Source organism: Fibrobacter sp. UWH5, from assembly GCF_900142505.1.
Lineage (GTDB): Bacteria > Fibrobacterota > Fibrobacteria > Fibrobacterales > Fibrobacteraceae > Fibrobacter.
Window position 1 is genome coordinate 21,924 of record NZ_FRBB01000006.1, and the last position, 25,598, is coordinate 47,521.

The 25,598-nt window shown below is 47.0% G+C and carries 30 protein-coding genes and 1 pseudogene; 15 read left to right on the forward strand and 16 right to left on the reverse strand.

The annotated features are described in order from the left end of the window. Nucleotides 1-58 precede the first annotated feature (58 nt). Complete coding sequence (gene rsmG, locus BUB38_RS06930; RefSeq protein ID WP_083538182.1) at nucleotides 59-859, reverse strand: 16S rRNA (guanine(527)-N(7))-methyltransferase RsmG; 801 nt, start codon at nucleotides 857-859, stop codon at nucleotides 59-61. A 79-nt stretch (nucleotides 860-938) separates the two neighbouring features. Here rsmG and BUB38_RS06935 point away from each other — a divergent pair, with 79 nt between their 5' ends. The 3 genes from BUB38_RS06935 to BUB38_RS06945 all read left to right on the forward strand — a co-directional run bounded on the left by BUB38_RS06935 (nucleotide 939) and on the right by BUB38_RS06945 (nucleotide 3,696). Beyond that, nucleotides 939-2,348, forward strand: coding sequence for a hypothetical protein (locus tag BUB38_RS06935; RefSeq protein ID WP_073158966.1), 1,410 nt, complete (start codon nucleotides 939-941; stop codon nucleotides 2,346-2,348). 210 nt (nucleotides 2,349-2,558) lie between these two features. Beyond that, a complete protein-coding gene (locus BUB38_RS06940) occupies nucleotides 2,559-2,963 on the forward strand; it encodes a hypothetical protein (RefSeq protein ID WP_083538181.1) in 405 nt (134 codons plus the stop codon). Next, entirely contained in the window at nucleotides 2,956-3,696 is a 741-nt protein-coding gene (locus BUB38_RS06945) for an epoxyqueuosine reductase QueH (RefSeq protein WP_073158968.1), read from the forward strand. Before BUB38_RS06940 ends, BUB38_RS06945 begins: the two co-directional genes overlap by 8 nt. 65 nt (nucleotides 3,697-3,761) lie before the next feature. Here BUB38_RS06945 and BUB38_RS06950 read toward each other — a convergent pair whose 3' ends face one another. The 7 genes from BUB38_RS06950 to BUB38_RS06980 all read right to left on the reverse strand — a co-directional run bounded on the left by BUB38_RS06950 (nucleotide 3,762) and on the right by BUB38_RS06980 (nucleotide 10,363). Then, entirely contained in the window at nucleotides 3,762-4,643 is an 882-nt protein-coding gene (locus BUB38_RS06950) for a hypothetical protein (protein WP_073158970.1), read from the reverse strand. Nucleotides 4,644-4,738: 95 nt separating this feature from the next. Further along, nucleotides 4,739-5,506, reverse strand: a complete 768-nt coding sequence (locus BUB38_RS06955; RefSeq protein WP_139258305.1) for a hypothetical protein — start codon at nucleotides 5,504-5,506, stop codon at nucleotides 4,739-4,741. A 38-nt stretch (nucleotides 5,507-5,544) separates the two neighbouring features. Next, the gene (locus BUB38_RS06960) at nucleotides 5,545-7,290 is read right to left on the reverse strand and encodes a hypothetical protein (RefSeq protein WP_139258307.1); all 1,746 of its coding nucleotides are present in this window, start codon (nucleotides 7,288-7,290) and stop codon (nucleotides 5,545-5,547) included. Next, entirely contained in the window at nucleotides 7,280-8,137 is an 858-nt protein-coding gene (locus BUB38_RS06965) for a TIGR02147 family protein (protein ID WP_073158976.1), read from the reverse strand. The genes BUB38_RS06960 and BUB38_RS06965 overlap by 11 nt, the downstream gene beginning before the upstream one ends. Continuing rightward, nucleotides 8,138-8,920, reverse strand: a complete 783-nt coding sequence (locus BUB38_RS06970; protein ID WP_073158978.1) for an outer membrane beta-barrel protein — start codon at nucleotides 8,918-8,920, stop codon at nucleotides 8,138-8,140. Nucleotides 8,921-8,945: 25 nt separating this feature from the next. After that, nucleotides 8,946-9,431, reverse strand: coding sequence for a hypothetical protein (locus BUB38_RS06975; protein WP_112131967.1), 486 nt, complete (start codon nucleotides 9,429-9,431; stop codon nucleotides 8,946-8,948). Between the two features lie 293 nt (nucleotides 9,432-9,724). Continuing rightward, the gene (locus BUB38_RS06980; RefSeq protein ID WP_073158982.1) at nucleotides 9,725-10,363 is read right to left on the reverse strand and encodes a nitroreductase family protein; all 639 of its coding nucleotides are present in this window, start codon (nucleotides 10,361-10,363) and stop codon (nucleotides 9,725-9,727) included. A gap of 165 nt (nucleotides 10,364-10,528) precedes the next feature. Here BUB38_RS06980 and BUB38_RS06985 point away from each other — a divergent pair, with 165 nt between their 5' ends. The 5 genes from BUB38_RS06985 to BUB38_RS07005 are packed head-to-tail and all read left to right on the forward strand — an operon-like array spanning nucleotide 10,529 to nucleotide 12,626. Then, nucleotides 10,529-10,741: a DUF3791 domain-containing protein gene (locus BUB38_RS06985; RefSeq protein WP_073158984.1), complete on the forward strand. Its 213-nt coding sequence runs from the start codon at nucleotides 10,529-10,531 to the stop codon at nucleotides 10,739-10,741. A 1-nt stretch (nucleotide 10,742) separates the two neighbouring features. After that, nucleotides 10,743-11,303: a DUF3990 domain-containing protein gene (locus tag BUB38_RS06990; RefSeq protein ID WP_073158986.1), complete on the forward strand. Its 561-nt coding sequence runs from the start codon at nucleotides 10,743-10,745 to the stop codon at nucleotides 11,301-11,303. After that, a complete protein-coding gene (locus BUB38_RS06995; protein ID WP_073158988.1) occupies nucleotides 11,294-11,521 on the forward strand; it encodes a hypothetical protein in 228 nt (75 codons plus the stop codon). Before BUB38_RS06990 ends, BUB38_RS06995 begins: the two co-directional genes overlap by 10 nt. A gap of 21 nt (nucleotides 11,522-11,542) precedes the next feature. Then, the gene (locus tag BUB38_RS07000) at nucleotides 11,543-11,944 is read left to right on the forward strand and encodes a hypothetical protein (RefSeq protein WP_073158990.1); all 402 of its coding nucleotides are present in this window, start codon (nucleotides 11,543-11,545) and stop codon (nucleotides 11,942-11,944) included. After that, nucleotides 11,925-12,626: a hypothetical protein gene (locus BUB38_RS07005; protein ID WP_073158991.1), complete on the forward strand. Its 702-nt coding sequence runs from the start codon at nucleotides 11,925-11,927 to the stop codon at nucleotides 12,624-12,626. Before BUB38_RS07000 ends, BUB38_RS07005 begins: the two co-directional genes overlap by 20 nt. Before the next feature lie 23 nt (nucleotides 12,627-12,649). Here the strand turns inward: BUB38_RS07005 and BUB38_RS07010 are convergent, their stop codons facing one another. Together BUB38_RS07010 and BUB38_RS07015 are read right to left on the reverse strand one after the other, a co-directional pair. Further along, the gene (locus BUB38_RS07010) at nucleotides 12,650-13,891 is read right to left on the reverse strand and encodes a pyridoxal phosphate-dependent aminotransferase (RefSeq protein WP_073158993.1); all 1,242 of its coding nucleotides are present in this window, start codon (nucleotides 13,889-13,891) and stop codon (nucleotides 12,650-12,652) included. 133 nt (nucleotides 13,892-14,024) lie between these two features. Beyond that, nucleotides 14,025-15,053, reverse strand: coding sequence for an expansin family protein (locus BUB38_RS07015; RefSeq protein ID WP_073158995.1), 1,029 nt, complete (start codon nucleotides 15,051-15,053; stop codon nucleotides 14,025-14,027). A gap of 667 nt (nucleotides 15,054-15,720) precedes the next feature. Between BUB38_RS07015 and BUB38_RS07020 the strand changes: the two genes are divergently transcribed. The 4 genes from BUB38_RS07020 to BUB38_RS07035 are packed head-to-tail and all read left to right on the forward strand — an operon-like array spanning nucleotide 15,721 to nucleotide 18,506. After that, a complete protein-coding gene (locus tag BUB38_RS07020; RefSeq protein WP_073158997.1) occupies nucleotides 15,721-16,308 on the forward strand; it encodes a S41 family peptidase in 588 nt (195 codons plus the stop codon). A 20-nt stretch (nucleotides 16,309-16,328) separates the two neighbouring features. Next, nucleotides 16,329-17,171, forward strand: coding sequence for a hypothetical protein (locus tag BUB38_RS07025; protein WP_073158999.1), 843 nt, complete (start codon nucleotides 16,329-16,331; stop codon nucleotides 17,169-17,171). Between the two features lie 9 nt (nucleotides 17,172-17,180). Then, nucleotides 17,181-18,044 (forward strand): DUF6345 domain-containing protein, encoded by an 864-nt coding sequence (locus tag BUB38_RS07030; protein ID WP_073159001.1) that lies wholly within the window; start codon nucleotides 17,181-17,183, stop codon nucleotides 18,042-18,044. A 12-nt stretch (nucleotides 18,045-18,056) separates the two neighbouring features. Then, a complete protein-coding gene (locus BUB38_RS07035; RefSeq protein ID WP_073159003.1) occupies nucleotides 18,057-18,506 on the forward strand; it encodes a hypothetical protein in 450 nt (149 codons plus the stop codon). Nucleotides 18,507-18,586: 80 nt separating this feature from the next. Here BUB38_RS07035 and BUB38_RS16290 read toward each other — a convergent pair. From BUB38_RS16290 to BUB38_RS07060, 6 genes and pseudogenes are all read right to left on the reverse strand, one after another. Further along, nucleotides 18,587-18,727: pseudogene (locus BUB38_RS16290) on the reverse strand (HNH endonuclease); the annotation flags it as partial. A gap of 219 nt (nucleotides 18,728-18,946) precedes the next feature. Then, nucleotides 18,947-19,096, reverse strand: coding sequence for a hypothetical protein (locus BUB38_RS16295; protein WP_175547652.1), 150 nt, complete (start codon nucleotides 19,094-19,096; stop codon nucleotides 18,947-18,949). Between the two features lie 65 nt (nucleotides 19,097-19,161). Further along, entirely contained in the window at nucleotides 19,162-19,824 is a 663-nt protein-coding gene (locus BUB38_RS16300; RefSeq protein WP_073159005.1) for a hypothetical protein, read from the reverse strand. Then, complete coding sequence (locus tag BUB38_RS07050; RefSeq protein WP_073159007.1) at nucleotides 19,824-20,555, reverse strand: tetratricopeptide repeat protein; 732 nt, start codon at nucleotides 20,553-20,555, stop codon at nucleotides 19,824-19,826. Before BUB38_RS07050 ends, BUB38_RS16300 begins: the two co-directional genes overlap by 1 nt. Before the next feature lie 84 nt (nucleotides 20,556-20,639). After that, on the reverse strand, nucleotides 20,640-22,415 hold the full coding sequence (locus tag BUB38_RS07055) for an NPCBM/NEW2 domain-containing protein (RefSeq protein ID WP_073159009.1): 1,776 nt from the start codon (nucleotides 22,413-22,415) through the stop codon (nucleotides 20,640-20,642). Beyond that, the gene (locus BUB38_RS07060; RefSeq protein ID WP_073159011.1) at nucleotides 22,415-23,653 is read right to left on the reverse strand and encodes a M18 family aminopeptidase; all 1,239 of its coding nucleotides are present in this window, start codon (nucleotides 23,651-23,653) and stop codon (nucleotides 22,415-22,417) included. Before BUB38_RS07060 ends, BUB38_RS07055 begins: the two co-directional genes overlap by 1 nt. Before the next feature lie 87 nt (nucleotides 23,654-23,740). On the opposite strand from BUB38_RS07060, the gene BUB38_RS16750 reads away from it, so the two are divergent. Genes BUB38_RS16750 through BUB38_RS07070 form a run of 3 tightly spaced genes read left to right on the forward strand, consistent with a single transcriptional unit; the run spans nucleotide 23,741 to nucleotide 25,542 of the window. Beyond that, nucleotides 23,741-24,004 (forward strand): MlaD family protein, encoded by a 264-nt coding sequence (locus tag BUB38_RS16750; protein ID WP_254794894.1) that lies wholly within the window; start codon nucleotides 23,741-23,743, stop codon nucleotides 24,002-24,004. After that, complete coding sequence (locus BUB38_RS07065) at nucleotides 24,005-24,748, forward strand: MCE family protein (protein WP_254794896.1); 744 nt, start codon at nucleotides 24,005-24,007, stop codon at nucleotides 24,746-24,748. Beyond that, the gene (locus tag BUB38_RS07070; protein WP_073159012.1) at nucleotides 24,742-25,542 is read left to right on the forward strand and encodes a hypothetical protein; all 801 of its coding nucleotides are present in this window, start codon (nucleotides 24,742-24,744) and stop codon (nucleotides 25,540-25,542) included. The genes BUB38_RS07065 and BUB38_RS07070 overlap by 7 nt, the downstream gene beginning before the upstream one ends. Nucleotides 25,543-25,598: the final 56 nt, after the last annotated feature.

The window sequence follows — 25,598 nt, forward strand, 5'->3', positions numbered from 1 at the left end:
GTGAGCACAGCACATTTCAGCGGGGGGGGGCCAGGGGGGCAGTAGCCCCCCCCATGCATCATCGTACCCTTTCGAATATTACGAGGGCTCGTTCCTGTGTGCTGTTGGGGATTGTATAGAAGTGCTTTTCCAGCAACTTGTATCCATAGTCTTCGGGATGCAAGGTCTTCAGTTCGTCAGCGGCAGCAGGCCCCTTCATAAAGAACACGCGCCCACCCACCTTCAGGGAGTTCTGTAGACGGGGGAAAGTCTTTTCCATCAGTTCAAAGGCGCGGCTGATAACACCATCCACAGGAATAGTCATGCTGCGGCTAGTCACCTTGTGACCGAACACATCGATATTCTTCAGCCCCATCTTCTCGATGACCATGTTCAAGAAGTTGATGCGGTTCGGGCGCGGTTCGCAAAGAGTCAAGTTGATATTGGGATTCACGATCTTCAGGGGAATACCCGGGAAGCCGGCTCCACTACCCACGTCAATCATACGGGCAGGCCACTTTTCAACAAAGGCGTTGATCAAAGTGCAGTCGGCATAATGACGTTCAACCATGGTTTCAAAAGCATTAAGGCGAGTCAAGTCCTGGTCTTCGTTGTTGGCTCGGAGAAGCTGATGATATTCCCAAATCTGCTTCAAGGTTTCTTCCTGCAGTTCCACACCATAATAATGCAAAAGCTTGTCGAGGCCAGCCAGAGACGGCGTAACACGCTTTCCGTTAAACAGCGGAAACTCGGTGCGGGGAGCTTTCATGTGAGGCACAAAGGCACTGCCCAAGGCATCGGCGCCACGAGCAGGCATACGAGAAGGAGCTTTACCCCAGGAACCCTTTGCGGGCTTTTTAGACCAGTTAGAATTTGCCATGAACCCAAAATTAGAAATCCCCAAAAGAAAAAAGAACCCCCAAAAGTGATGTTTCGGCAATTCGTGCGTGTATATAGGTATGAACAATTTTTTCTTGGTATATATTCGCAAAATAACAACCGCATTCTGTTTATTCTCGGGCTTCGCCCTCGCCCTTGATGAGGCCGCGGTTTTCAAGTGGTGGGACGACGGGCTAATTTCCGCAGAGGAAGCAACCGAAATGCTGAACCTGCTGGAAGAAGGCAATCAGGAAGAAGCCTGCCTGCTGGCCGAAACCTATTCACTGGAAGACTGCCAGCCCCAACAAGAACCCACCGTTTCTCAGAACTCCGCAAAATCCCAGCGCCCGCCCCTAACGCCCCACGGTTACATCCTCTGGAAAGGCAGAACCGATTCTCTGGGGCATCTGGAAAGTTCCCGACTTTCGCTTCAAGTGGATTTTTACCGCTACCGCCTGCGCCTGGGAACGCAGGAACTTCTGAGCTACCGAAACGAAGGCAGCGAGGCCCACTTCGGGCAAATTTCAACGCGGGAAATCCACAGCTATATTCCGCTGGACACCTTATGGGGCACAACGTTTACATACCCTCTAGGAAACCTTACGCTGGGCGGAACGTTAGACACGGCCCTAAACCTGGAAGCCCGCCTAGGCTACCGAAAACAGGCCGATATTTTCTGCTGGACCCATCCCGAAAGCAACTCCTGCGGAATCCAGGCAAGAACCTCCTGGGGCACCGTCGCAGGCTGGTGGCAACACGGCCAATCCCTCCCCCTGATTAAGATGCAGTTACAGCGGAACGAAAAAATTTCAACAAGCCGAAGTTCCGCCAAAAACAAAAATGCAGAAATCATCAGCTGGAAAATTTCAGCCTACATTCACGGAGACAGCGTCCCGGATCAGTCCCACCTCAGTTCCAGCATTCTAAACAGCATGTTCTGGTATTCCCAGAATATCGCCTACACCGACGCAAGCCCATGGCGCAACCGAATCTCCACAAACATCCGCGTCACCACCCCACTGCCAAACGACAGCGCCCTGCAGCAAACCACCGCCCGCATAAAAGTACAGCTGGACTACGGCCCCCAACAACTCCGCGGAACCGCAAGCGCCACCTGCCTAGACGCCGCCGAAAACTGTCGCAAGGACGACCTGAAATTGCAAGGGGTTTCGCTGCTTTCCCACAGCGATTCCCAAACAAAAAACGGACTCTCCCTGCAAGGCAGCGTCAAGACGACCTATACCCGAAACGAAGGGCTGAACACTCCCCGACTAGAGACGGGCCTCTCCTACGGCACCAACAGTCTCAATAAAGCTAGCGTTTCCCTTGTGCTTCCCCAATCCAATCCTCAAAAAAACATCCAGATCCGCACCCAGTCCGATGTGGGAACAGACCAAATCCAAATATCCATCGCCGCCACCTTCAAAAAAAAGGCAAGAGCCCCCTTCCACCCCGCCCACGCCTATCTGCAACTAAAAGGGCTTTTTTAGCCAGGAATCGCCTAAAGGTAACGTTCTGTATACAAGCTGTATACTCGAGTATACAAGAAAATTTCACTTTTTTTTTCTGCACACCCAAGATTATCTATCTTTGGGATACCCAAACACTCCCTGAGCCCGCTAGGTTACCTCCTTTACCTCGCGGGCTCTTTCTTTTTGTGGGTATTCGGGACTCCAGCGCAAATTGTTAAATTTTACGTTATGATGATTGCAGCAATTATTGGAGCCGTCGCCTTCGCTCCTTCTATCGGGTTGAATATCGCCCTGGCTCTGGGGGCCCCCCTAGGTGCATACGCCATGAGCGGACGCCACCGCGTCGTTCCCAAGGAAGTACGCAAGGCATTCGTTGTTCCCATCATCATGCAGTTCGTGGCCCTGTGGTTTCTGCTTACCGCCGGTGCCGTGTTGCCCGATGCCGCAAACCAGTTGCTGCCCGCCATCATCACCAAGATTTTCGCGTTCTTTTTCGCCTTGTACCTGACGTTCTATGCCGCCACGGTTTTGTTCAGTGCCAGCCACAAGGAAAAGACCGTCATGGGATTTTTCGCCGTCGTCAGCACATTCTGTTTTTGGGCCACCGCATTCGGAACCTTGAACTATGACTGATTTCGCAGAAAACGTCGGCAAGGCCAGCCCGAAACCGCCCAAGCACAACATCCAACGAGATCTGGAGTACATCCTCCGCGGATTGGAAAAGCGTAAAGAAGTTCCCACTTTGCTGTTGCACGCCTGCTGCGCTCCCTGCAGCAGCCATTCCATCGAGTACTTGTCCCAGTATTTCCGCATCACGGTTTTCTATTACAATCCCAACATCGCCCCCGACGAGGAATACCGTCACCGCGTCGCAGAAATCAAGCGCTTCGTTGCAGAATTCCCCACCAAGCATCCGGTAACGCTGATCGAGGGCGAGTACGTCCCGAAGAAATTCTACGACGCAGTCCGCGGGCTGGAAAAGGAACCCGAAGGCGGCAAGCGCTGTCGCAAATGTTTCGAATTGCGTCTTTCGGAATCCGCAAGAATCGCAAAGGAACTGGACTGCGAATACGTCACCACAACTCTTACCATCAGCCCCATGAAAGACGCACAACTGCTGAACGAAATTATGCAGGAACAGTGCGAAATTTACGGCGTCAAGCGGCTGCCCACCGACCTGAAAAAGAAAGGTGGATTCAAGCGTTCCACCGAACTTTCGGAACAGTACCATCTTTACCGTCAGAACTTCTGCGGCTGCGTCTATTCCCAGCGGGAAGCTCAAGAACGTGAAGCACGCGCCGCCGCTAAAGCGATTGCAACAAAGGCTACCGAAACCGAGGCTATGGAAAACAGCACCGGCATCTAAGCAGCAACCGCCATCGCAAACGAAGACTGCGCCGCCGCAAAAAATGCAGAAAGCAACGCAGAACTCTAAAGCGATTTCAGCAACGCCACCAGGCTGAAAATATCCCAGGGGTTTTCATCCACACATTCGCAGGGCACATGCGTCGCCGGCAAGATGTAGCTTAAGGTTGTCTGCGGCGCCCCAAAGCAGCGCTTATCCCTTATGAGGATTTCGCGGGGAGCAGGCACCAGACCCGAGGACGTTTCACGATAGTCAATGGCGTTGTGAACCTTGTTCCCGCAGGAAACGCAAATCCCGCTAATGGAATGAACCCCCGAAAGTACAGATCCGCAACACCAGTAATTATGAACGTCGCCACCGCAGTGGGGGCAGCCATGATGGGCAACACCAAAGCAGTACTTGTAGTAGTTCAGAAGTTCACCGAGGCAAATGTACCTGCCCCCAAACCAGCAGTAGCTAAAGCCCACGTTGCTAAACTGCAGGGAGGCAAACTCCCGATACTTCATCACAAAATCCTTATGCTTCAGAATCAGCGGCAGGTTGTGCAAAAAACATTCCGCCCCATGATCACGGCCTAAGGCAGCAGACATTTTCTTGCGCAGTTCATGCTGGGCGAGAGCTTCGGCCAGTTCTTTTTCGCCAATATCCAGTGTTGCGTAAACAAAGGAACGCAAACGCCTGGGGACAATTCCATTTTCCGCCATATGGCAAAATTTTGCCAGCAGGCTGGATTCCGTTTCCTTGAGTTTTACATTCCGGCTTTCGCAGCGGCGCTTGTACATTTCCAGAAGATCGCCGGGAACATAGCCCTTTGCAGCCATTCTTTCACGAATAATTCGTGCCAATTCAATGGCGGAATCCACATGGAAACCGTCACAGAACTTCTTTACAATTTGAGAATGAGAATTGGGTCCGTTCTTCGGACTAAAATCAAAAGACAAAGCCATAAGGCCTCCTCGTTTAGCTGTTTATTTATCCGCCCGCAAGTAAGGTTAAATCGGCGGTTCATTAGTTATATCGAATAATCTACAAAAATTGTCAATTAAAGCCAGTAACTGACGCCGGCAAAGCCAGACCAATAACGTTTATCAAAGTTTTCTCCATGAACGCCAACCGAGCCCAGTCTTACTCTCCAATGATCATTTAAGCGGTAGCTAGCCGAAGCATATAGGGTGTAGACTCTAGGCGAAAAAGGCACGTCTTCAAGTTCCATATCCCCTTCATAGGTGCTTGCAGAAATCTCAAGGCCAAAGTCTCCCAGATAAGCGCCAGCATAGCCACCATATATAACGGAGGTTCCGTTGTTGGAATGATGGCTATATTCCTTAACCTCGTTAAAGAATAGCATAGAGGTGACAGTCATATCCCCTTCACAGTCGTAGTCGCGATGGTTCATCCACACACCGCCAGAAAACCCGATTTCAAAATGGCTTGTATTCAACCCGAGAGACGCAAACGTATATAAGCCATTGTTGATGCCAACTCCCGTATTGACCATGAATATGTTTTTCTTGAGCGCCAATTCCGCAGCAGCATTTACGATTCCATATTCAAGACTGTATGCAAAATCAACACTACGGCCATTGTGGTAAACATCATCCACCTCCATTTTCTTTGAAGGTCCCGCATTCAAGCCACCAGAAAGACGGACTTGATAGTCAGACGTCATGTGTTCACCTGCACCACGCATTTCAGGAGCAGGATTCACTTCCATCCGTATCTTGGAAATTCTAGGATCGCCTTCCGTGACGCAGCCATTCAATAAGAAAGCGGAAACAATAAGAATCAAACTAATTATGCGAAATTTCATACAACCTCACTAACCTTACGAGATCAAAATAACAACGTCTAGCGGGATACCATTTGCTCAAGGCACTGAGAAAAGGATTTCTCTTCATCAATGATGTACGCCATAGAAACAAGGCCATTATCGTCAAGATAAACCATATTTTCCACACTGCACTGTTCTTGAGAAATCTGTTCAATTTGAGCCTTTCTCCCGGAGCAAACCATATCGCCAAACTTTACGGTCACAGAAACATCCTGCCACAGCATATGGGCATGATTCAAGGTAATTTCATAAGTCTTTCCATTGATCGTAACAGTTTCGCTGGTATTTGTGTGGTTTACAATGGTAACGCCGTTTTCCAGTTCATCTTCCGGTTCATAGAATTCTTCTTCAAAAGTCAATGATCCCGAACCACTTGCAAGAAGGCTGTGGAGGCGTGCGAAGAATTCCGAATTCATGTAGTCGTAATCCGGATTCATATCGTAGGCGAAGGTTATTTTTTCCTTTTCAAACTTGACATAAACATTCACATACGAATCACCCACCATTTTCCAAACGCCATCGAGCTGTCCAGAAGTACCGCCAATCAATACATCTGTAGAACCAAGGATATCATGGATAAAGAGCGTATCTCCACTAAAATTGTACTGTGCCGTGTCCTGACGGTTGCTATACCAACCATCAACCCACTTCACTCCCTCACCTTCTTTGAGACAACGACCTTCCAAGCCAAAATCCCAAACTAGAGTTCCAGCATTTGTTCCAGAGGGTTCTGCACTATAGTAAACCGGCATAAAATCATGGGCTGCGCTAAATTCCTTCGCAAACTTTGAGGAGGAACTTTCTGTCGTAGCGGATTCACCAGCGGCGATCAGCTGATTCACGCATTCCCCAAATTCCTTTTCATTTCCCCAAGAGTAACGAGTCATGACATCAGGAGTTGCATCCGAATAATGCAAGCCATCCGCATTTTCCGCCTTGCATACTGCAGGAGTTACATTCAAGGTGCTAAAATATTCCAGGTGACATTTTGCAGCGCCATTAGAAAGAGTCAACGATAAATAATCATCAAAGGAATGAACAGAATCTATTTTCAGTTCATAGGTCACACCCTTATAAGTAAAGGTTTCGCTTCGATTATCCTGCTTAAGAATCGCCACTCCGTAGCGACCAGGATCAACGGCGCGTTCATCGTAAATGAGATCCGCATAAATATCCATACTGGAATCTTCAAGACCTTCAAAAAACATCCACATAAAGAGGGATTGCATATAGTTGAAGTTCTCTTTTTCCAGCACACGGATTTCAATGGAACCTTCGCCAAAATTCCAGTACACGGTATAGGCAGAACGACTTAATTGCAGCCAGATTCCCTGAAGCTTTCCAAGCTCGCCGCCAACGAATTTAAGAACCGTAACATTGCCATAATAATCTGGTTCTTCATTCAAGGCGGTAAGAGTCAAAGTGTCGCCTGCAAAGCTATAGCGGAACAGGCCCCCAGCAAATTGAGTTACACGGTTCAGGTCGTCGACCCACTGGTAAGTTTCGCCCTGCTTGACACAGCCCGATTCCTGAACAAGACTGATGGAAATAACGCCTGTCGCAGAAGATTCGGAATGTTCCGTTATTTCATAGGAACCCAAAGCATACTGGCGGGCCATGGCAAATTCCTTCTGCAGATTTACGCCCGAGTCATCTGTAGTTCCTGCCACAGGTGGATCCGAGGTAAAACCGGAACAGCCGCAAAGAATGAGGACCGTCGAAAACACAATCCCAAGAATTTTATTAAGCAAATTACTTCTCATCCTTCTCCTCCAATTTCCGAGTCAGGGGAAACATCTGTAAATTGATTCGATAAACCCGATCGTAGTCCTTGACTTCCGACACGATGGATTCAATTTTCTTGCGGAATTCCGCCATTTCCTTTGCCACCCGCTCATAAGCGGTGCGGTCAAGCCCCATAGTTATTCCCGACAAGTTACGCTCCGATCCGTCGAACTCATCCAGGGCATCAGCGGCCAAACGGGCGAACTGCTTTTGCATGGAGCGCACAGCCACATTGATGGCTGCCTTGTGATCCGCATTGTCAGCAGGATTGATACCTACGTCCGTCTGAACGTACGACACCTCCCCCGCACTTTCAATCTTTTTCAGCAGTCCCATCTGGACCATTTGATCCAAAGAATAACGTACATCGGCAGCAGGCACAGAGGGGCATAGCATGCGGGCCATTTCAAGGGGCCTTGCCCCCGGCATAATGGGAGCAAGTTCACGCAACGTAGGGTTAATCCAGCTGGAAAAATAGGAGTACGCCTCGCTACCTAAAATACGGACCTTATTGGCATCAGCCAAACGGCACATTTCGCCATAGGCCGCTTGTTTTTCTTCGTTTGTCTGGGCGTCGCAAAATTCCACCATGCAGCAAAAGTATTCCACCTGGAAACCGCTCAGCCCCATAGCCTTAGCAACACATTCCGCACCAGCCTTACGCAAGCGGGTCTTGCCATCACACACCAGTTTCAAATATCCCGACGAAGCAAAACCGGAGAGCCTGGAAAATTCACGCCACGTAAAAGCGGAAGTTCTCTTACGCTCTTCGTAGAACTCCCGCATATAGCTGCGATAATCAAGATATTCAACAATAGGTTTCATCTAGAACCAATAACCTACACCCAGCTGAAGTTTTAACAATTTATAATAAGAGCCGTAGGGTTCGGAATAATCCATAAAATCAAACACAACATTTCCATCACCATCAAATTCTTGTACTGGGATAAAGTAACTATCCGCAAACTTGTCTGCATCAATTAAATCGTTCACGCGGAAAAGCACACGAAAATCAATGAACAGGCCCGATTTAAATTGATGCCCAACACCCATAGCAACATTCACCCCAAAGCGGCTTTCCTCATCGCGATTTCGGTAAGATTCATCCCTCCACCCATCATCCTCATTTTCGATTGTCCCAAGCAACAGCTCAAATACAACGCCCACTTCAAGAAACAGAATGCGAGGAATCCTCCACTGTAAAAGCACGGGAACATTCAGCAAGAAAGCTTGATTATATTCCCAATGTCTTCTACCACAGTAAAAACTTCCTTCACATTTGTCATAAGCGTCCTGCTCTTCCCCGACATCGTAATCAAGAACATCTCCCGCAAGAGCTTCTATATAAACAAAGAAAATCCTATAGTCCAGGCCCACACCGGAATGCAGGTAAAGATTTTCCGTCAGGCCATAGGCCACATCGAAGGACAGCGACCCCCAGGGACCACCATTGGAAGGATAATAATCCTTTTCAGAATCCGTGATGACATACATGAGACCTGCGCCAAAGCGGGTCCCAAATTCCAGCTTGTCGAAACTACTTGATGAGTTGCTTGCCTCAGCCCAGGCCCCCAATGGCATAAGCAAGGCAAATATGAATGCGACCATACTCCGCATGAAAATATCCTAATCCTTATTCCCTATAAGCAATGGCCCTTGTGTAAAACAAGCTACCTCCAGGAACTAAAATTTTTGCTGAGGTAAACTTCGCCGGAATGGTTGTATTTACTTCGGCAACACAAGAGCAATCCGGATAAATATCGGAAGCGTATTCATCATTAACAAATAAAGTATCTCCACTCATGTGGGCCTTTAACGTAAAATCCATTCCGCATCGAGTCGCAAAAGAGAATGATGCAGAAGCAGATCCGTCAGGGTTCATTTTGAAATAGACTGTATCCATTTCAGTTACAGGCGAAGCATAAATATCAACGTCATCATATTCCTGCACATCGTCTGAAGTTCCATCTGCAAGTTCCTTGTACAGCAAATCATGTTTGCAACGGTCTGCAACGCTGAACGAAAGAGAATTCCATGTAGATTCCGAATCAGAACAGGCACAAAGCAATATCAAGGCGACGCCAGCAGCAAGCCTCGCAAAAAAATATTTCTTAAACACAAGATCCTCCTAACCTCCAAAAATTTATAAGGATGCGTTCGTCCCACATCGCAAAAAATAAATTATACAAAAGCACTCAACAACACTTTCAAGAAACAAAAATCAATGTTTTTGTAAAATTTCAACCCATTTTTCAGTATTTCCATATTTTTATAGAAATCCATGAAACATTGTGTTTCATGAAGGCGCATTTTACGCACATTAAAAAAGCCCCGCATTTTTGCGAGGCATTTTGCTTAGCAATGTCTGTGGCGACTTTAGCCACACTGCTGACAAGGGCAACTTCAAAGAATCTATTTCTCGTAACCCACAGCGTGGTTCAGCAGAGGAATCTGCTTTTCGGAAAGGCCAAGAAGTTTCTGGAGGCCAGCCTTGTCCATGGAGGCACGGACACGAGTATCGATCTTTGCGCCAGCGCAATAGATGCTAATGTTTTCAGAAACGAGGCCTGCATCTGCGGCACCCATCAGAATACGATCAGCTTCGGGACCGCGATCGAACTTGGAAACATCAGTCACCAGCAAGATGATGACCGGAGTCTTCATACGTTCGGTGAAGAGGGCGCGGTTGTCACCTTCCACCACAAGGTTCATAGCATGGGCCTTCGGGTCATACTTGTAAGCAGCCTGGGTGGTGAAAACATAAAGATCCACATCCTGCTTGTTCAGCGCAGAAGGTGCTGTGCGGTGACCCGTTTCAGGACGGTTAATGCCGTTGGCTGCCCACAGGATATTTCCGATTTCCTTATAGGAAACAACCTTCTCGGTGAAGCCCTGTGCAGACTTGCGATTCTGCAAGGCGTCCATGACATCAGCCTTCAATGCCTTGGGCGGAGCGTCAAACTTGATGGTCTTTGCAAGTTCCGGCTTTGCGGTGGCAAAAGCAAAAGTGCAGCAAGCCAATGCGAGGGCGAGAAATGTTTTCAATTTCATGTTTACTCCTATTTAATCATCCACAAGGTAGTAAAAATTTTAGCTCCAATAGACGACACCATATTTGCCAAGGACCAAAGCAAAACTTTGCTGCATTTCTCAAACTCCAACAACTTGTTGGAGTTTTGCAAGATACCATATCCAAATTTTTATATATTGAAGAACATGAGTGAAAGCACCCAGATTATCTATATGCAGACAAGGCTCGTTCGGCTGATGTCCGAAGAAACGGGAGCGTCCATTGCTGCAGTAGCAACCCAGTTCAAGGAACAGGGTGTTTTTCACTATATCAAGCGAATGTGGGACTTGTTCCATATTGAAGGCGACCAGGCGGTTCTTGAAGACATAAGGCAATACCTCAAGTCAAAGGGCGTGTAAAATGCTTGATTTGAATCAGCGAACCATTCTGTACCACGGAAGTTTTTGCGAAGTATCTTCACCTGACTTGTCTAAGTGCGCCAAGTATAAGGATTTCGGTCAAGGTTTCTACCTTACAACAGACAAGGAACAAGCTAAATCCTTTGCAAAGATTTCTACAAGAAAAGCGCAGGAATCTGGAGTAATTCCAACCCAGCAGAATTTTGGAGTTGTGTCTTCCTTTGAATACATACCGGCCAATCTCCGAACCCAAATCTTTTTAACAGCCGATGCCGACTGGCTACATTGCATTGTCGCTCATCGAAAAAAGGGGCTTTTCAATTCCCTTGTTCAGGATTTTGAAAAATACGATATCGTTGGTGGCAAGATTGCAAACGACGCAACAAACATCACAATAACCACCTACATGACAGGAACCTTCGGAGAAGTCGGCACTCAACAAGCAGATGAAATATGCATACGCCTGTTACTCCCCGAACGATTAAAGGACCAGTACTGCTTTAGAACAACAATCGCATTACAGCAACTTGCATTTATCAAAAGCGAGCGTATATGGCTGTAACAAAAGAACAAATTCAGGCCGCAATGGAACTTTTGACAACTATGGTTGTCGAGTCCATTTCCAAGGAAGACCATCTTGATGCAGCCGACGTTTTACCCGATTTTTTGAATTCCAAAACCGGGAAAATGCTCTTTGATGAAAGTCTCAAGCTATGGTGCGAAGGCCCCTCGCACATCGAGGAACTGTATAGAGCCGAGCTACAGAAAGCTCACGACTAAAGGCCGTTGGATAGACGGTTCATGAAGAAAATGACACGGGCATCACCCCAAACTATAATCCTTCTATTAGCAGTCTTTGTTATTGGGTGTGCGTCAACATCCCCTAATTCTAAGAATGGCCCAAATCATCAGTACGAAAAATCAACAGACACTGTCCATGTTTCCAAAAACAATGCCGTTGAAAAATACCCTTTCCCACAAGACTTTGATAGCGATGCCTATAAATACAGAACGGGTATTCCCCACAAACAAATCGTTAATTTTATTGAAAACGACGAAAACGATTCTCTACGGCAGAACGAAACAGAAAGGTACGTTACAAATCTTACATCCTTAATAGATTCCGTTGCAAAAAATGATTTTGAAAAAGTCAAAATGATTTATGACGCATTGGCGCTGCTACTTGATTTCAAGCGCCTTTAATGTCAATACATCGAAATCAAACCATCAACTAACCAAGAAAATCAGTCGCGACGAATTTAAAAATAGACCTCTCCTAGATCCCATTTTTTTCGACTTATTTGAATCTCCCAACAAACTGCAGGCGACCAACAATATTGATAGTTCATATCAGCTAGACCTTATTCAAAAACGGGATGCAAAATTTATATTGAATGTTTACGATTTACAGACCAACCAACCTGTACAAAACAGAGCTCTATTGACACACAATCGTGAAAAATTACAAATAGAATTCCAGGCACCTTACGCAGGAATCTTTCAAGCTTTTTTAATGCATAACGTTAAAGATAACGCTTATAGCAGCATAGCATCTTTTTCGATTAGCGCAAATAAGGCTAGTAATATCCAGCACCCAACTTATTTTCACTCATCAGCAAAGGACATCAAGATAGAGTCACCACTAGTTCAGTTACATGCAGATTCAACATACGAATTTAAAATAAAAGTTTCAAATAAAAAATATGCTCTTCTTTTTTGCAACGGAAAGAAAAATCGTCTCAAAAATCAGGGCAACGGATTCTTTTCAAAAAAAATAAAGATTCCCAGCAATGCAACTGAAGTACTTATAGAAGTCTCTGACACGGAACATGGGCGATATGAAGCAATTGCCAAATATCCTGTAACAAACAATGCAAATTTTTAGCATGCATTCCCATTTTCAGGATCCTATTTAAGCAATTTACGGACACTTTCCAAGCGGTTCAATGCCTCAATCAAGGTTTCGTCCTTCTTGGCGAAATGGAATCGCACCAGATGGTTCACAGGTTCCCTAAAGAAGCTACTGCCAGGCACTGCGGCGACACCAACTTTCTTTGCCAAATCCATGCAGAAAAGTTCATCGGGACGAACGGAACCCGAGCCCGTCATGCCGATTCCTAGGCCCGCAGCGGAACCGCTTGCTACGAGGCTCGCCAGCTTGCGATCGTAACCGAATTCTGAAATATCCACCATCACGAAGTAGGTGCCCTGAGGTTCTGTAAACTTGAATCCCAGATTGCGGAGGCCGTCAGTAAACAGTTCCTTCATGTGAGTGTAATGGGCCTGCAGTTCGGTATAATATTCGTCGCCAAAATTCATGGCGGTCACGCCCACTTCTTGCAACGGCGAAGAAGCCCCCACCACCGTAAAGTCGTGAACTTTCTTAATGCGTTCCATGATGGGCTCGGGCGCAAGAATGTAACCCAGGCGCCAACCAGTAATGGAATAAGTCTTGGAAAGGCTGGAACATTCGATGGTACGCTCACGCATGCCAGGCAACGTAGCCATGTGGGTATGAACGTGAGGCGCAAAAATAATGTGCTCGTACACCTCATCCGTAATCACATACAAATCATACTTGATGGCAAGATCCGCAATAATCTGCAGTTCCGCACGAGTAAAAACCTTACCGCTAGGATTCGAAGGATTGCAAAGCACCAGAGCCTTTACGCCCGGCTGCTTCATGGCATCATCAAGGACGTTGGCGTCGAAGGTAAAATCGTCAGGATTCAGCGGCACATAAATAGGAGTAGCGCCGCTCAAAATCGTATCCGCCGTATAGTTCTCGTAGAAGGGCGAGAAAATCACCACCTTGTCGCCGGGATTGCAAACCGACATCATGGTGATCATCATGGCTTCGGTACTGCCGCAAGTAATGACGCATTCCTTTTCGGGGTCAAAGCGCATGCCGCTGAAATGTTCCTGCTTGTTGCAAACCGCCTCACGGAAATTCTTGGCACCGATGGTCAGCGCATACTGATGAGGACCGGACTTGGCCACTTCCGCCATGCGGTTCTGCAATTCCACCGGCGGGTCAAAATCCGGAAAACCCTGAGACAAATTGACGGCACCGCAAGAATAGGCAATGCGGGTCATGTAACGGATAACAGATTCAGTAAAATGGCTAGTGCGATCGCTTAAAGGTTTCATAAAAAACGTTCTTTTTTACAAATTCATTTTTCAAGTTTGCGGAAACGATCTGCTTTAAATATGGGTTTAAGCAATTCAGATCCGCATACTATAAAAAAATAGAAATATGGAAGTCACAAAAGGAACTGCAAACTTACAGGTAGTAATTCGCCTCGCCCACAGCCAAGTCGCTTCCCTTGATTTGCAAGGTATCGGGCACACCAGTGCGATACTCGATAATCAACTTGACCATATCATCACTCCGCAAAATTCCCTGAGGGACCGTCCAGAAGTTTTCCGCCTCGATGGCGTACTTCAAAGCTACAGGTTCCGCATCCGTCACCGCAGAAATTTGCGTCACGGCATCCTTCGGGTTACGAACCTGCACAATGCTCCAGTAAGGGCCAGCCCCTTCCTTCACCCAGACGCTGGTGGAATCACCCCACACGCCTTCAACGCCTTCGCAGGATACGAATTCCCATTCGCCGTAATAGCGGCCCACCGTAATGCCCATGATGTCGCTGGCAGGTGCGCCACCCAAATCCACACCGCAACTTTCGTCGGGGCAGCGGTCCGTAATGCGCACCGTAACGCGCTTCCAGCCATCAGGAGTTTTCGCCTTTACGCGAACGCAGCCACCGCAGGCAAGGCCCCCATTCCAGGGCCCTTTATCGTCACCGCTAGAAACGTTCACATGGATGGCGGCATAATACTGGATGTTGGTCTGGCCGTAATTGCAGGCGCCACCCAGACTGGTTTCTTTCTCAGTTATGCTTCCGTAAGTCGTAATGGAGCCGGTACCGCCGCGTTCATTCAGCACCGGGTCCTGAGCCGTATAGTTGTCGCACTTTTCGCAGGCGCCATCCGTATCGTCAAAATACCATTCGTCAGAAGCGTTAGACGCAACCGTCTGGGACGCAGAACTTTCGGGAGAAGAATCTGTAGAATGCTCTGCGGAACTGCTCTGCAAGATTCCGCCCGCGCTAGAAGTTACGCCGGAATTTGACGACACCGCGGAGCTTATCGGAGCTTCGCCACCAGACGACCCCGCCTGCGCCATACCGCCACTGGATTCCTGCGAACCGTCGGACGAACTTACTCCAGACGATTCGGAATCGGCAGCGGAACTATCAACTGGTCCCGCATCCGACGGACTTGAAGAATCATCACCACAGGAAACCATCAAGGCTCCCGCAAACAACAAACTTAAAACGTTTTTTCTTTCCCAAAAACTCATATACATGAATATAAAAAGCCCCGCGCATTTTAATCCGCGCAGAGCTTAATTTTTTGCGTTTACCTGCTGGTCATTGCGACGCTCGCCTTTCCAGTCATTGCGCTCTGCGTGCGCAGGACTTACGGCTCGGTCCTACCGGCAACAAGCTTTTCGTCGCGACGCTCGGCTTGCACGCTTTTCCTTGACGAGTGCGCAGAAGTCAGCCACTTCGTATGTTGGTCTTATGGGCGTTTCCCACACTATCGTGTGGGTCGGGCTATATTCTGGGGGCAATCGGCTGCGCTTACGCTTGCAGCTCACCTCCCAGAACCAAGCCTCGCTTCGCGAGTCTTGTCCCCAAGGGGTCACAATCCCTAACGCAAATTTTAATAGGATACAAAAAAAATACCATAAATTACTCAAAGTAAGTACAACGTGCGCAAAATCATTGTGTGACAAAATCTACTCCATTGGGATTTTTGCTAACCCAAACAGACTCCTGAATTCAAAATGATCTTCAAAAACTCTTTGCCGAACGTTTGTAAACAAATTTTTTCTTTAAATCTTGCGTTTTTCATACAAATTCGCATTATGTTTTAAACATCTTTTTTTCTACAACATAATAGGAGGGTTAATGAAAAAGATGGCCTTGATGGCGTTTGCTCTTTGTGCAACGACACTTTTTGCTGACGAATCGTTTGGAGGCATTGGTCTTGTTGTACAAGACGGAAACATTGGATTAGGAATTGAAGCTATCATCCCAAACACACCTGCGGCAAAATCTGAATTAAAGGTAGGCGATTTAATCATCGCTGTAGATGGTAAAGGGTTTGAAAATCTGTCGTTCGAACAATCCGTTTCCTTATTCCGTGATGTAAAGAACAAACCGATTGTTCTCACATATATCAGTGATGGCGACACACTTCAAGCAACACTTCGCCGTGCAATAATTACGACAAAACAAGTATCTTCAATTGACGCAAGTGCCGGAGAAATCAACGGAAAGAAATATGTTTCCACATTTGAACTTGGTGATGACAATTACACAGCAGTTTTTCTTGACAGTTCTTCACCATCTTTTAAAAATGACAACTCTAATCACAATGACAGGCAGAGTGGTCTTCGTCTGTTGCAAATTCAAGACAACATCATCAGCTATGAGAACAGGGCTAGTGGGAAAACATTTTCCACTGATTTGAATGGCAAATCTCGTAATAAATGAGTATAGGAGAAGATTTTTCAATGAAGAAGATATACTTTTTAGCTCTTGGCGCATTGATTTCGTACACTCACGCACAGTTGATTGTGAGTGAAAAAATTTATCAGCAAATGAACGCCCGCGAAAACCCGCGTGTTCTTATGAAAAGCCAAAAAACAACTGTTAATCAGGACTCATACATCTACACAATTGCGGGCACAAGAGATTTCAAATCCGGAAAGAATTTTCAGGTAAAAAAACTTGATGATTTTCATCGCTTTACAGTAAACAAGAAAAACAAGAAAAAACGTCCACTTGCATCCGAGACCGAAATGCGTACTCGCGCCATGGAAGATATCAAAGCGATTCTTCCCAGGGATGTGGCAGATTCCTGCGCCATAACATCTGTTGGCTATGAATACGAACAACGAGACTCCAATAAGCCAAGAGTTGTTGGAAGCATGATTATGGCACATAGAAAACTTGACGGCATCCCGGTAAGGGGAAGTTCTTATGTGCTAATGAGTTACGATTCCACGGGAAACTTGTCTTACATGGATGTTCAATGGGATAAATACAACAAAGTCCCTGCAAAAAGCACTGTTGAACAAAACAAACGAAATAAAATTCACAGAGTGGAATTTGACGAACTCGTTGAATCCGTTTCTCAAGATTTCAAAGAAAATGATCTCCGAGGAAGTCTAGACAACTCCTCACAAACATTAACAGCACTTGAAAACGAAAAAGGAGAAGTGATGTTGGTTCCAAGCGTCACCTTTATTGGTCAATATTCTACAATGAATAGCGATGAAAGCATCCCGATGACCTTCGATATACCGACAGACGCTTCACTCGTTCCTGTAAACAAGGCTATCGTTAGCAGATAGGAGGAATTTATGAAAAAAATCGTATTATTGTTTATCTTTTTTTTGTTTTGTGCGGCAAACGCTATTGACGCAAATGTTCCCTCTAAGTTTTCTATTATCACCTTTGCTATTAGTAAATATGAATATGATTGGCAAAAAGAATTATCTGTTGCTACAGATGCCGCAAACGCATTGGTAAATTCTTTTAAAGACAATCTCAAAGACAAATATTCTAATGCTATAACATTTTCTTCAAAGCAATACGAAAATAGTCAAGTCACCCGTTCTCGTTTTAAGGGGACAGAAACCGATAACTATAATTTTGTTTTTTATAATGGCCATGGAAATGTCAATAGGATAACAATGTGGCCGAAGGACGAACGTATTTACAATGAAGATAAAGCTTTCAAAGGAAAAACATATTGGGTTATGCTTAATTCATGCCTTGTGTTCAAAAATGATGAATCAAATCAAGATCCCTGGTTTAATGGAGTGCATTCAATTCTTGGTTATAGCTCGTTATCATGGAGCTACAAAAAATATAAGCATAAATACAGCTGCGGCTTTTTAAATTTAGGCACATGTTCCTATTCAAGAGCCTCGTATTATGTAGAACGAGATTTTGCAAAAAATTGGATAAAAGAAAAACAGGGAATTTGGGAAGCATATAAGAATGCTGTAAAAAAATGGATTTATAAGGAACAAGGGTTGGGGGTTGAACCTAAAATAGTATATCGTTACGGATATGTCGATGGAAAATTTTTTGATCCGTGGGAAGAAACATTTGAAAATTCCATTCAAAAGCCTGTTTTTAAAAATGGAGGTGATTACGATGGAATTGGATCAAGATGGATAAAATATGGAACCCCTTGCTATAGTACACCCTGCAAATAAAAGGAGCTGTTTATGAAAATCTTTCTATCTTTTTTAATATTTGTCCTTTCTTTCGTTGCTTGCTCAGATGATTCTAGTGAATCATATTCAGGGGAGATTTTTCACTATGACACATCCCTTAATTACGATGAACAAACTCTATCGCTGGATTCAATAACGAACTGTATTATAGATCGCGCAGAAACTGAATACCATGCTAGCATCGACACTGTCTTTATTAGTAGCGATGGTAAGAAAGCTCGTTTTACATTTCCTTCGTACTTACTTTGCTCAAAAGATAATGTAAAATCAATCGGAGTCTACGCTATAAAAGACACGCTAAAAATAGAGCTTATTGAAAACGAAAAAACACCAGTCGTATCCTTAGATTGTCCTGTTTGGGTTTATAGTACACTGAATGAAGATGTAAACGCCAAATACATACTTACTCGTTCAGGCGTATATCCATTAGGAATGAAATAGCCTCTTTTTCTAAATTTCAAAAGTTCCTCAGTTTTTTCCACAACTGCGGAATTTTTGATTTTTTCAGGAGTCTGAAAAATCTACCTATTCCCTTTAGCCCGGTTATGCGACTTGCAGAGCATTTCGCAGTTGGCGCGGTCGGTTGCGCCGCCCTTGCTCCATGCGGTTACGCGGTCGGCGTCCATTTCGGCGAGTTTCCATATTTTGTTCTTGTTCGCATTTTCCGACGAACGGTATAATGCGTCGTACTTTGCGATTCTTTCGTATTCGGCGTTTTTGAACAAATTAGGTTTATAAATGAAAAATGCAGTCCCTTTTGATGTGAACCCCGAAAGTTGGACAAAACTTTCGGGGTTCACATCACTTTCGAGTCTGCCTTTTTTAGCTGTCATTGGATCCTATCGGACGCGAAGCGTCCTCCAGGATGACGTGCGGTTCTATTAGCGAACAACCTTGCGGTCGTCTGCGGTCATTTCCAGGAACTGAGCGACAGTCATCTGACCCTTGGGGACTCCTTCGGAGTCCTTCCCGCTCGCCTCGGTCCTACCGGCAAACAAGTTGATGCTCGCGACACTCGGCTTACCAGTCATTGCGCTCTGCTAGCGCAGGACTTGCGGCTCACTCAAGAACAAGCAAGCTTGTTCTTGGTTTCGCCTTACCAGTCCTTGGCAGGTCTTGCCTGGCCGCGGAGGGGTTTCCAAGGTTTACGTTCACCATTCTGTTCGTCAAAATCCTTCAAAAGCTGGCTGGCTTCTTCAGGGCTCATCTGACCTGCAGGAACCCCCTGCGGTTCCTCGGGCTGCTGGGGCTGTTCGCCCTGGCTATCGCTGGACTGTTCCTCAGGCTGCTGCGGTTGTTCGCCGGAACCGCCTTCGCTATCAGAACTCTGACCCTGACTATCGCTAGACTGGTCACCATTATTCTGATCTTGATTCTGGTCCTGCTGATCCTTGTCCTGATCCTGGTTTTGATCTTGGTTCTGGTCCTTATTCTGGTCTTGATTTTGATCCTGATTGTTCTGATCATTCTGATCGTTCTTAGGATCGTTTTTCTTATTCTCGTTCTTCTGCTCGTCCTTGGCTTCCTGAATGCGATCCAGGAGCATCTGCAGCTTCTGATCATTGGGATAATACTGCAAACCTTCATTACAGGTAATTTCCGCAGAAGGCAAGCGATTCTCAATGTACTGGAAAGCGGCATCGCTATAATAAGCACTTGCAGACTTGGGAGCGGCAAATGCAGCAGCGGCACACAACAAGACGCAAACCGTCATGCGTACCGGGTTCTTCACTACGTTCAGAATGACGTCCTGGAACATTAGATCACCTCCAAGTCGTTATCGGTGTTGCTGGCATCGATTTTTGCCTTGGGCTTGCGACCGGCCTTGATTTCAATGACATCGTCAACACGCTGCACATAGGCATTCAGCTGACCAGCCGTTTCATCTTCGGCGATAATGTTTTCCAGAATCTGCTTGGCTTCTTCGTACTTGCCATCCTTACTCAGCTGGAGGGCTCGTGCCAGGGCATCCTTGGCCTTTTCACTTAAAGGAGGCTGCTTCTGGTCATTGTCCTGGTTCTGATCCTGATTCTGTTTCTGCTTATCCAGTTCCTCTTTCAGTTTGCGCTGGACAATTTCAACATTCTTCTTGGCATTTTCAAAATTGTTGTCCAGGTCGATCGCCTTTTTAAGGTATGCCACGGACTCACGCCAAGCGGCAATACGTTCGCTGGGCTCAGCGGCCTTTTCACCAACGCGGAAATGGGTATTGGCCAAATTGTAGGCCGCCTTCGCCGCCATCTTCTTATCGGGCATGCGTACCGCACTTTCCAATTCCTTCTTGGCCTCTTCATAATTTCCAAGGCGGTACTGGCAAGTTCCGATGTTGTAGAACAGCAAAGGATTTGCCGGCTCCGATTCACGGGCCTTCATGTACTTTTCAAGGGCTGCGGCATAATCGCCTGCGGCAAACAACTTATTGCCATCATTAATGGGGCGGGCAAAGCCCATCACCGACAGCAAGACAATCAACAAAATAGACAATCGCATATCAAATTTCCTAATCGACCAGTAATATACAAAAAAACGAGGTCCCAGTACTTTTTGACTACGGACCTCATTTTATCCCTAAAACTACTTCTCTGTATAAACCACAGGGTTTACCCAGTCAGCATGGTCAAAATTCTTGGCGCCCATTTCGTCAGTCACCAGAGATATTCTACGGCCACCGCGAATATCCAGATCCGCCGATTTTACCTGACGGCCTTCCATACGGCCACTTCTCCAGATTTCACGGTTGTCCAGTAAGACGATAAAGTCTACGACACCATTGCCCGACTCATCATCCACGCCGCAAGTCACCGTAAATCGGGTCGCATTCTTCGGCAGTTCATAAACGTGCCTTGAAGGAGCATGGGTTCCAATGCCTGCTACGTAAAGTTCGCCATTGACCCGCAGCGGATTTCCATCAATGGATTTTCCAATATGGGTGTTTCCATAACCCTGTTCCTGATGGATCAAGTTCAAATCATACACAAAGACTTCACCATCCTTCAGGCTGTAAGCGGAACGGGCCATCTGGGCAAAAGTACTTCCCATATCCACGCCATAAACCAACAACAACAGCACATAGGGAACAAGTCCCGGCAAGGGGATTTTTTTGAACAGCCCACAGAGACGTTCAAACTTTTCAGGAGCAATGTTCTGAGCCAGGAAATAGACCATGGCAAAAATGCCGGCAATGGAAATCCAGAACCAAAGCGCATCGCCACGGGTAGACATCAGCATCGAAATATTCAAGTAAGCGACAGCCGACAAAATTACGGCACCATTGATGTTCGGCTTTCTCTGGCAGGACACCGCCGCAACGCACATGACAGCCGCGGCAAGGCAGTAACGTTCATGCATGCAAGGCAACAACATAAAGAAGGCCAGTGCATTCAGGGTAGCTACCATCATGATGGCGCCCATGTCAAGCCTCCTGAAGAAAGTCACCAGTAGTACCGCGAACGAAACGATTACAAACAAAATCTTTCCCATGAGGCCCGGATTCATAAAAGCCGGAGCCCATTCGAATATGGGCCTGGTATCGGGAGTCATGTTGCCCACGAGGGCCATCCACAAGTTACCCGCATTCATGGCCGCATAAGGGTACTGCCCCACGGAACTCAGATAAGCCTGAGAGAATTCCTTGGCAAAGTTCCCCGTCAGAATAAACGGCAAGAAGACCAGCACAAAAACAGCACCGGCAGCAAACAAGCCCTTCCACATAATCTTGCGGTAGCGGAGAGCCAGGGCTCCGAAAACCGGGAGGAACATAATCATCTGGAACTTGGTCAAAAGACCAAGCATGAACAGAGCCATACCAATCGCAAAAGTATTGGGCCTTGCCGCATACCACAGCGCCCACACGCAAATCGTTACCGGCAAGATATCCACCTGTCCCCACACAGGTCCATCCAGGTAGAACGCAGGATTTATCGCCACCAAAAGCATGACCACAGTCTTTATCTGCGGCGGCCAATCACGACTCCGCAGGCGGAGCCACACGAAATGGGCCAGGGATACATGGGCCAAAATCACAGGTAGCAGGCAGAACTGTTTCAGTTCATAATCCAATTGCAACGAAAGCCCCGTGGCCTTGTAGAAGGCAGCCACCACGCGAAGCCACAAGATATAAAACGGTGGATAGTCGCCCGAAAAATTACCGACGCCCATTTCAAGGTTGCTGATCCAGCTGCGCCAATAGCCCAGGTCAGAACTGAATCCCAGCGCATGGAGCATCACGAAATTCAGGAAAACAATAAGCAAGCCCCAACTGGCAAAAGACTTTCGATCCAAAAAAGAATCAAAGGTAATTCTTCTAAAAGAGTTGATTCTATTCTTTACTTTATTCAATACAAGCTTCATTAAAACTTCCCCAAGAAAATTTTCAAAAGACTAATCAAATCCACATGATCCTTAGAGGCGATCATCTCACGAATGCTGTGCATGCTGAGCATGGGCTCACCGATATCTACAGTGGGAATTCCAAGCGAAGCAGAAATGGTAGGACCAACAGTACTTCCACAGGGCATGTCATTACGGGTGATGAACGTCTGATAAGGAACGTCTGCCTTTTTACAAAGAAGTTTGAATTGTGCCGAAGAAAGAACGTCACTGGCATAACGCTTCTGGGCATTCGTCTTTAGCACCACACCGCCGCCCAAGACAGGCGCATGGTTTGATTCATGCTTCTGCGGGAAGTTAGGATGTTCTGCATGAGCCATGTCAATGGACAAGGCTAAGGAATCAGCCAACACTTCAGACAGGCTACGGCCAACACCACCATTTTGGGCATAACGGTTCCAGAGGGTTTCAAGAGTTGACTGCAGGAAGTTTCCGCCAGCACCATCACGAGAAACAGAGCCCACTTCCTCGTTGTTCATGAACGCAGCCACCAGGAAGTCATTTTCGGGAACATCCGAATTCAGCATTGCTTCGGCAATGGCGTGGCAACTGCTCAAGTTATCCAGGCGTCCGGAATAGACCCATTCATCATTAAAGCCACCCACACTTGCAGGTTGGGCATCAAAAAACTGGACGTCAAAATCAAGCAGGTGTTCATCACCACCCAGTTCCGCCTGAAGGACATCGGCAAATTTCCGGGAGGCATCTGCGGCGCTAGAACTGGAACTCCATAACGCATCCAGATCCGTCTGGGGGTTCACCTTCAGACCATCCTGATTCACGCCACGGTTCAAGTGGATTGCCAACTGAGGGATACGGAACAACTTGCTTCCGCGAATCAGTCGAGAACCGACTTGGCCATCCTTTTCAAAAGCCAGCAGACCGGCATATCCCAGATCACGATCCAGCCAGCTTGTATAAAGCAGGCCGCCATAAGTTTCAACATGAAGTTTGTTCACTCCCGCACAGTTCTTGTCGGGATTGGGAGATATCCTGAGCGCAGGAAAATCCGTATGGGCCAGGGCGATACGAAACCTGGTGTTAGAATTCACCTTCCTAGGCAAACGGACCACAATAAGGGCCCCATTTCGTTCAAAAACGGAGTCCTTACCAAAACCAGCCTTTTCAAAAGCCTTCTTTAACTCCGATACCGTGTGAAAAGGTGTTACTGCACTATCTAGAAACTCAAAAAAATCCATGATCTCCTCAAATATCGCTTTTAAAAAATAGAAACATAACGGAAAGACCCATCCAAGTGGTAAATAATTATTTATATATTTCCCAATATGGCTTTTAAACCGCTAAAGCGCATCAACTGGATGGAAATTTCCGGCCTCCTGGTCGGAATCTTCTTTACCGTTGCCATCATGATTTTTGGCATTGTGCTTTACGCAAAGCTTTTCTCATCTGGTATGATCGGCGTGGAAGAATACAAACTCCACAGTAGGTTCGAAAAGGCGTTCGGCTTACGCCCCGGAACCCGTGTCCAGATTAGCGGTGTAGACGTGGGCCAGATTTCCGACATGGAAATTGAGGGCGAAGGCGTCTAGATGGAATTCATCATCCGCAAGCAATACCAGAACTGGATTACCGACAGCGCCAAGGTGTTCGCCATCCGTGACCAGAACCTGATTTCGGCCCGTGTTGTTAACATCGACGTGAACCGCGGCAAGGGACGAGTACTGGAGGATGGAGAATTCTTACCTCCGGGCCAGGCGCAGGATATCGAAACCGTTCTTGAAACGGCAAACGAACTTCTGGGACGCGTAAACGTACTTGTCAACGCTGCCGACACCCTACTCTCCATGGCAATGGATACGGGAACTACCGTCGGCGCATTGTTCGGCTCCCGAGGACTTTACGACAACCTGAACCGCCAGCTAGGTCGTCTAGACGATATGACCTACATCGGCAAGAAGGTCTTATTCCAGGCAGCAGGCTTGTTTGACACGATTCAGACAGAAATGCCTCTCCTGTTAGGAAAGGTCAATATCATCGCCGACGACGTATCCGCTATGATGGGTGAACTGAAGCCCATTCCCCAGCGAATCGACGGCTTGATGGGTAGTATCGATGGTATGATGGGCAAGGTCGACAAGACTTTCGAACGTGTAGATGGAGTCCTTACCGAAGTTGGCGTACTGACAAGCGGAATCGGCGACTTTATGGAAGCCACCGAACAGACTTTGCAGAATGCCGACGACCTTATGGCAGGAATCTCCAACATGTGGATAGTCCGCAGATCCATGCCCTCCAAGGATAGCGTGCCCTTCATGGTGGAGACCCTATGGTAAAGAAACTGCCTAAGTTCCGCCTTGCCCGCACAGCAGCCGTCGCCATGGGAATCGCCCTGGCCGCCACTTCTTTCGCAGAAGCCTCCGAATCGGGAATTCTTGCTGCAAGAGCCCAGCGTTCCTTCAGCAACGGAAAGTTCGCCAAGGGTTACGGCCAGCTGGAAAGAGCTCTTCTCGCCAGCCGCAAAGAATCCGACCTATTTTCTGAAGGTCGAGTTCTGATTAACATGGCACGAATCCGCACCATCAGCCTTGACCTAAACCTGGCAGATTCTCTGCTTACCGTTGTCAGGCCCGAAGCCCTGGACGTCAGCACCTTGGTGCAGCTGGTCACCGCAAAGGCCGCCATCGCAAACGCCCGAGGCGACTACCAGAAGGCAAACAAGAACTGCGAATCCATCGTTGCAGACTCGCTAAAGAATGCGCAAGAAACTGCACAGGCCGCTTATTATAGCGAATGCGCCATTGCCCAGGCTGGGGCACGTCAGATGGATGCCGCCAATGAATCCCTCAAGATGGTCGGAAAGCGAACCGACAAGAAGGGCGGGTTCTATGCCTTTACCGCAGCCCGCATCGCAGACATCTCTGGCAACGCCGAAGCAGACTCCCTCTACCGCATCGCCGAAGCCAAGGCAATCCAGGCAAACCTCCCCTTTACCACGGCAACGATTCTGTACTTGCGTTCCCAGCTGAAGTCTACGCCTAAAAAAGAAGCCGAAGACCTGAAGTTGCGTTGCAAGAATGCGTTCGAACTGATCGGCCTCCCCAACAACGCAAAACGTTGTTCTAAATAAAATTTTTCAGAATTTATATAAGCAAGAAAGCCTTCCTTACGGAAGGCTTCTATTTT

Bases quoted from the DNA above. Each gene is read 5' to 3' on its own strand.
- BUB38_RS06970 (WP_073158978.1), bottom strand. From the start codon at position 8,920: ATGGTCGCATTCATATTTGCCTTGCTTATGCCATTGGGGGCCTGGGCT.
- BUB38_RS07070 (WP_073159012.1), top strand. From the start codon at position 24,742: ATGGTAAAGAAACTGCCTAAGTTCCGCCTTGCCCGCACAGCAGCCGTC.
- BUB38_RS07035 (WP_073159003.1), top strand. From the start codon at position 18,057: ATGAAAATCTTTCTATCTTTTTTAATATTTGTCCTTTCTTTCGTTGCT.
- BUB38_RS06955 (WP_139258305.1), bottom strand. From the start codon at position 5,506: ATGAAATTTCGCATAATTAGTTTGATTCTTATTGTTTCCGCTTTCTTA.
- BUB38_RS06985 (WP_073158984.1), top strand. From the start codon at position 10,529: ATGAGTGAAAGCACCCAGATTATCTATATGCAGACAAGGCTCGTTCGG.
- BUB38_RS16300 (WP_073159005.1), bottom strand. From the start codon at position 19,824: ATGTTCCAGGACGTCATTCTGAACGTAGTGAAGAACCCGGTACGCATG.
- BUB38_RS06935 (WP_073158966.1), top strand. From the start codon at position 939: ATGAACAATTTTTTCTTGGTATATATTCGCAAAATAACAACCGCATTC.
- BUB38_RS07065 (WP_254794896.1), top strand. From the start codon at position 24,005: ATGGAATTCATCATCCGCAAGCAATACCAGAACTGGATTACCGACAGC.
- BUB38_RS07020 (WP_073158997.1), top strand. From the start codon at position 15,721: ATGAAAAAGATGGCCTTGATGGCGTTTGCTCTTTGTGCAACGACACTT.
- BUB38_RS07015 (WP_073158995.1), bottom strand. From the start codon at position 15,053: ATGGTTTCCTGTGGTGATGATTCTTCAAGTCCGTCGGATGCGGGACCA.
- BUB38_RS07010 (WP_073158993.1), bottom strand. From the start codon at position 13,891: ATGAAACCTTTAAGCGATCGCACTAGCCATTTTACTGAATCTGTTATC.
- BUB38_RS06995 (WP_073158988.1), top strand. From the start codon at position 11,294: ATGGCTGTAACAAAAGAACAAATTCAGGCCGCAATGGAACTTTTGACA.
- BUB38_RS07050 (WP_073159007.1), bottom strand. From the start codon at position 20,555: ATGCGATTGTCTATTTTGTTGATTGTCTTGCTGTCGGTGATGGGCTTT.
- BUB38_RS16295 (WP_175547652.1), bottom strand. From the start codon at position 19,096: ATGACTGGTAAGCCGAGTGTCGCGAGCATCAACTTGTTTGCCGGTAGG.
- BUB38_RS06960 (WP_139258307.1), bottom strand. From the start codon at position 7,290: ATGAGAAGTAATTTGCTTAATAAAATTCTTGGGATTGTGTTTTCGACG.
- BUB38_RS06950 (WP_073158970.1), bottom strand. From the start codon at position 4,643: ATGGCTTTGTCTTTTGATTTTAGTCCGAAGAACGGACCCAATTCTCAT.
- BUB38_RS07030 (WP_073159001.1), top strand. From the start codon at position 17,181: ATGAAAAAAATCGTATTATTGTTTATCTTTTTTTTGTTTTGTGCGGCA.
- BUB38_RS06945 (WP_073158968.1), top strand. From the start codon at position 2,956: ATGACTGATTTCGCAGAAAACGTCGGCAAGGCCAGCCCGAAACCGCCC.
- BUB38_RS06965 (WP_073158976.1), bottom strand. From the start codon at position 8,137: ATGAAACCTATTGTTGAATATCTTGATTATCGCAGCTATATGCGGGAG.
- BUB38_RS07025 (WP_073158999.1), top strand. From the start codon at position 16,329: ATGAAGAAGATATACTTTTTAGCTCTTGGCGCATTGATTTCGTACACT.
- BUB38_RS07000 (WP_073158990.1), top strand. From the start codon at position 11,543: ATGAAGAAAATGACACGGGCATCACCCCAAACTATAATCCTTCTATTA.
- BUB38_RS16750 (WP_254794894.1), top strand. From the start codon at position 23,741: ATGGCTTTTAAACCGCTAAAGCGCATCAACTGGATGGAAATTTCCGGC.
- BUB38_RS06940 (WP_083538181.1), top strand. From the start codon at position 2,559: ATGATGATTGCAGCAATTATTGGAGCCGTCGCCTTCGCTCCTTCTATC.
- BUB38_RS07055 (WP_073159009.1), bottom strand. From the start codon at position 22,415: ATGAAGCTTGTATTGAATAAAGTAAAGAATAGAATCAACTCTTTTAGA.
- BUB38_RS06980 (WP_073158982.1), bottom strand. From the start codon at position 10,363: ATGAAATTGAAAACATTTCTCGCCCTCGCATTGGCTTGCTGCACTTTT.
- BUB38_RS06990 (WP_073158986.1), top strand. From the start codon at position 10,743: ATGCTTGATTTGAATCAGCGAACCATTCTGTACCACGGAAGTTTTTGC.
- BUB38_RS07060 (WP_073159011.1), bottom strand. From the start codon at position 23,653: ATGGATTTTTTTGAGTTTCTAGATAGTGCAGTAACACCTTTTCACACG.
- rsmG (WP_083538182.1), bottom strand. From the start codon at position 859: ATGGCAAATTCTAACTGGTCTAAAAAGCCCGCAAAGGGTTCCTGGGGT.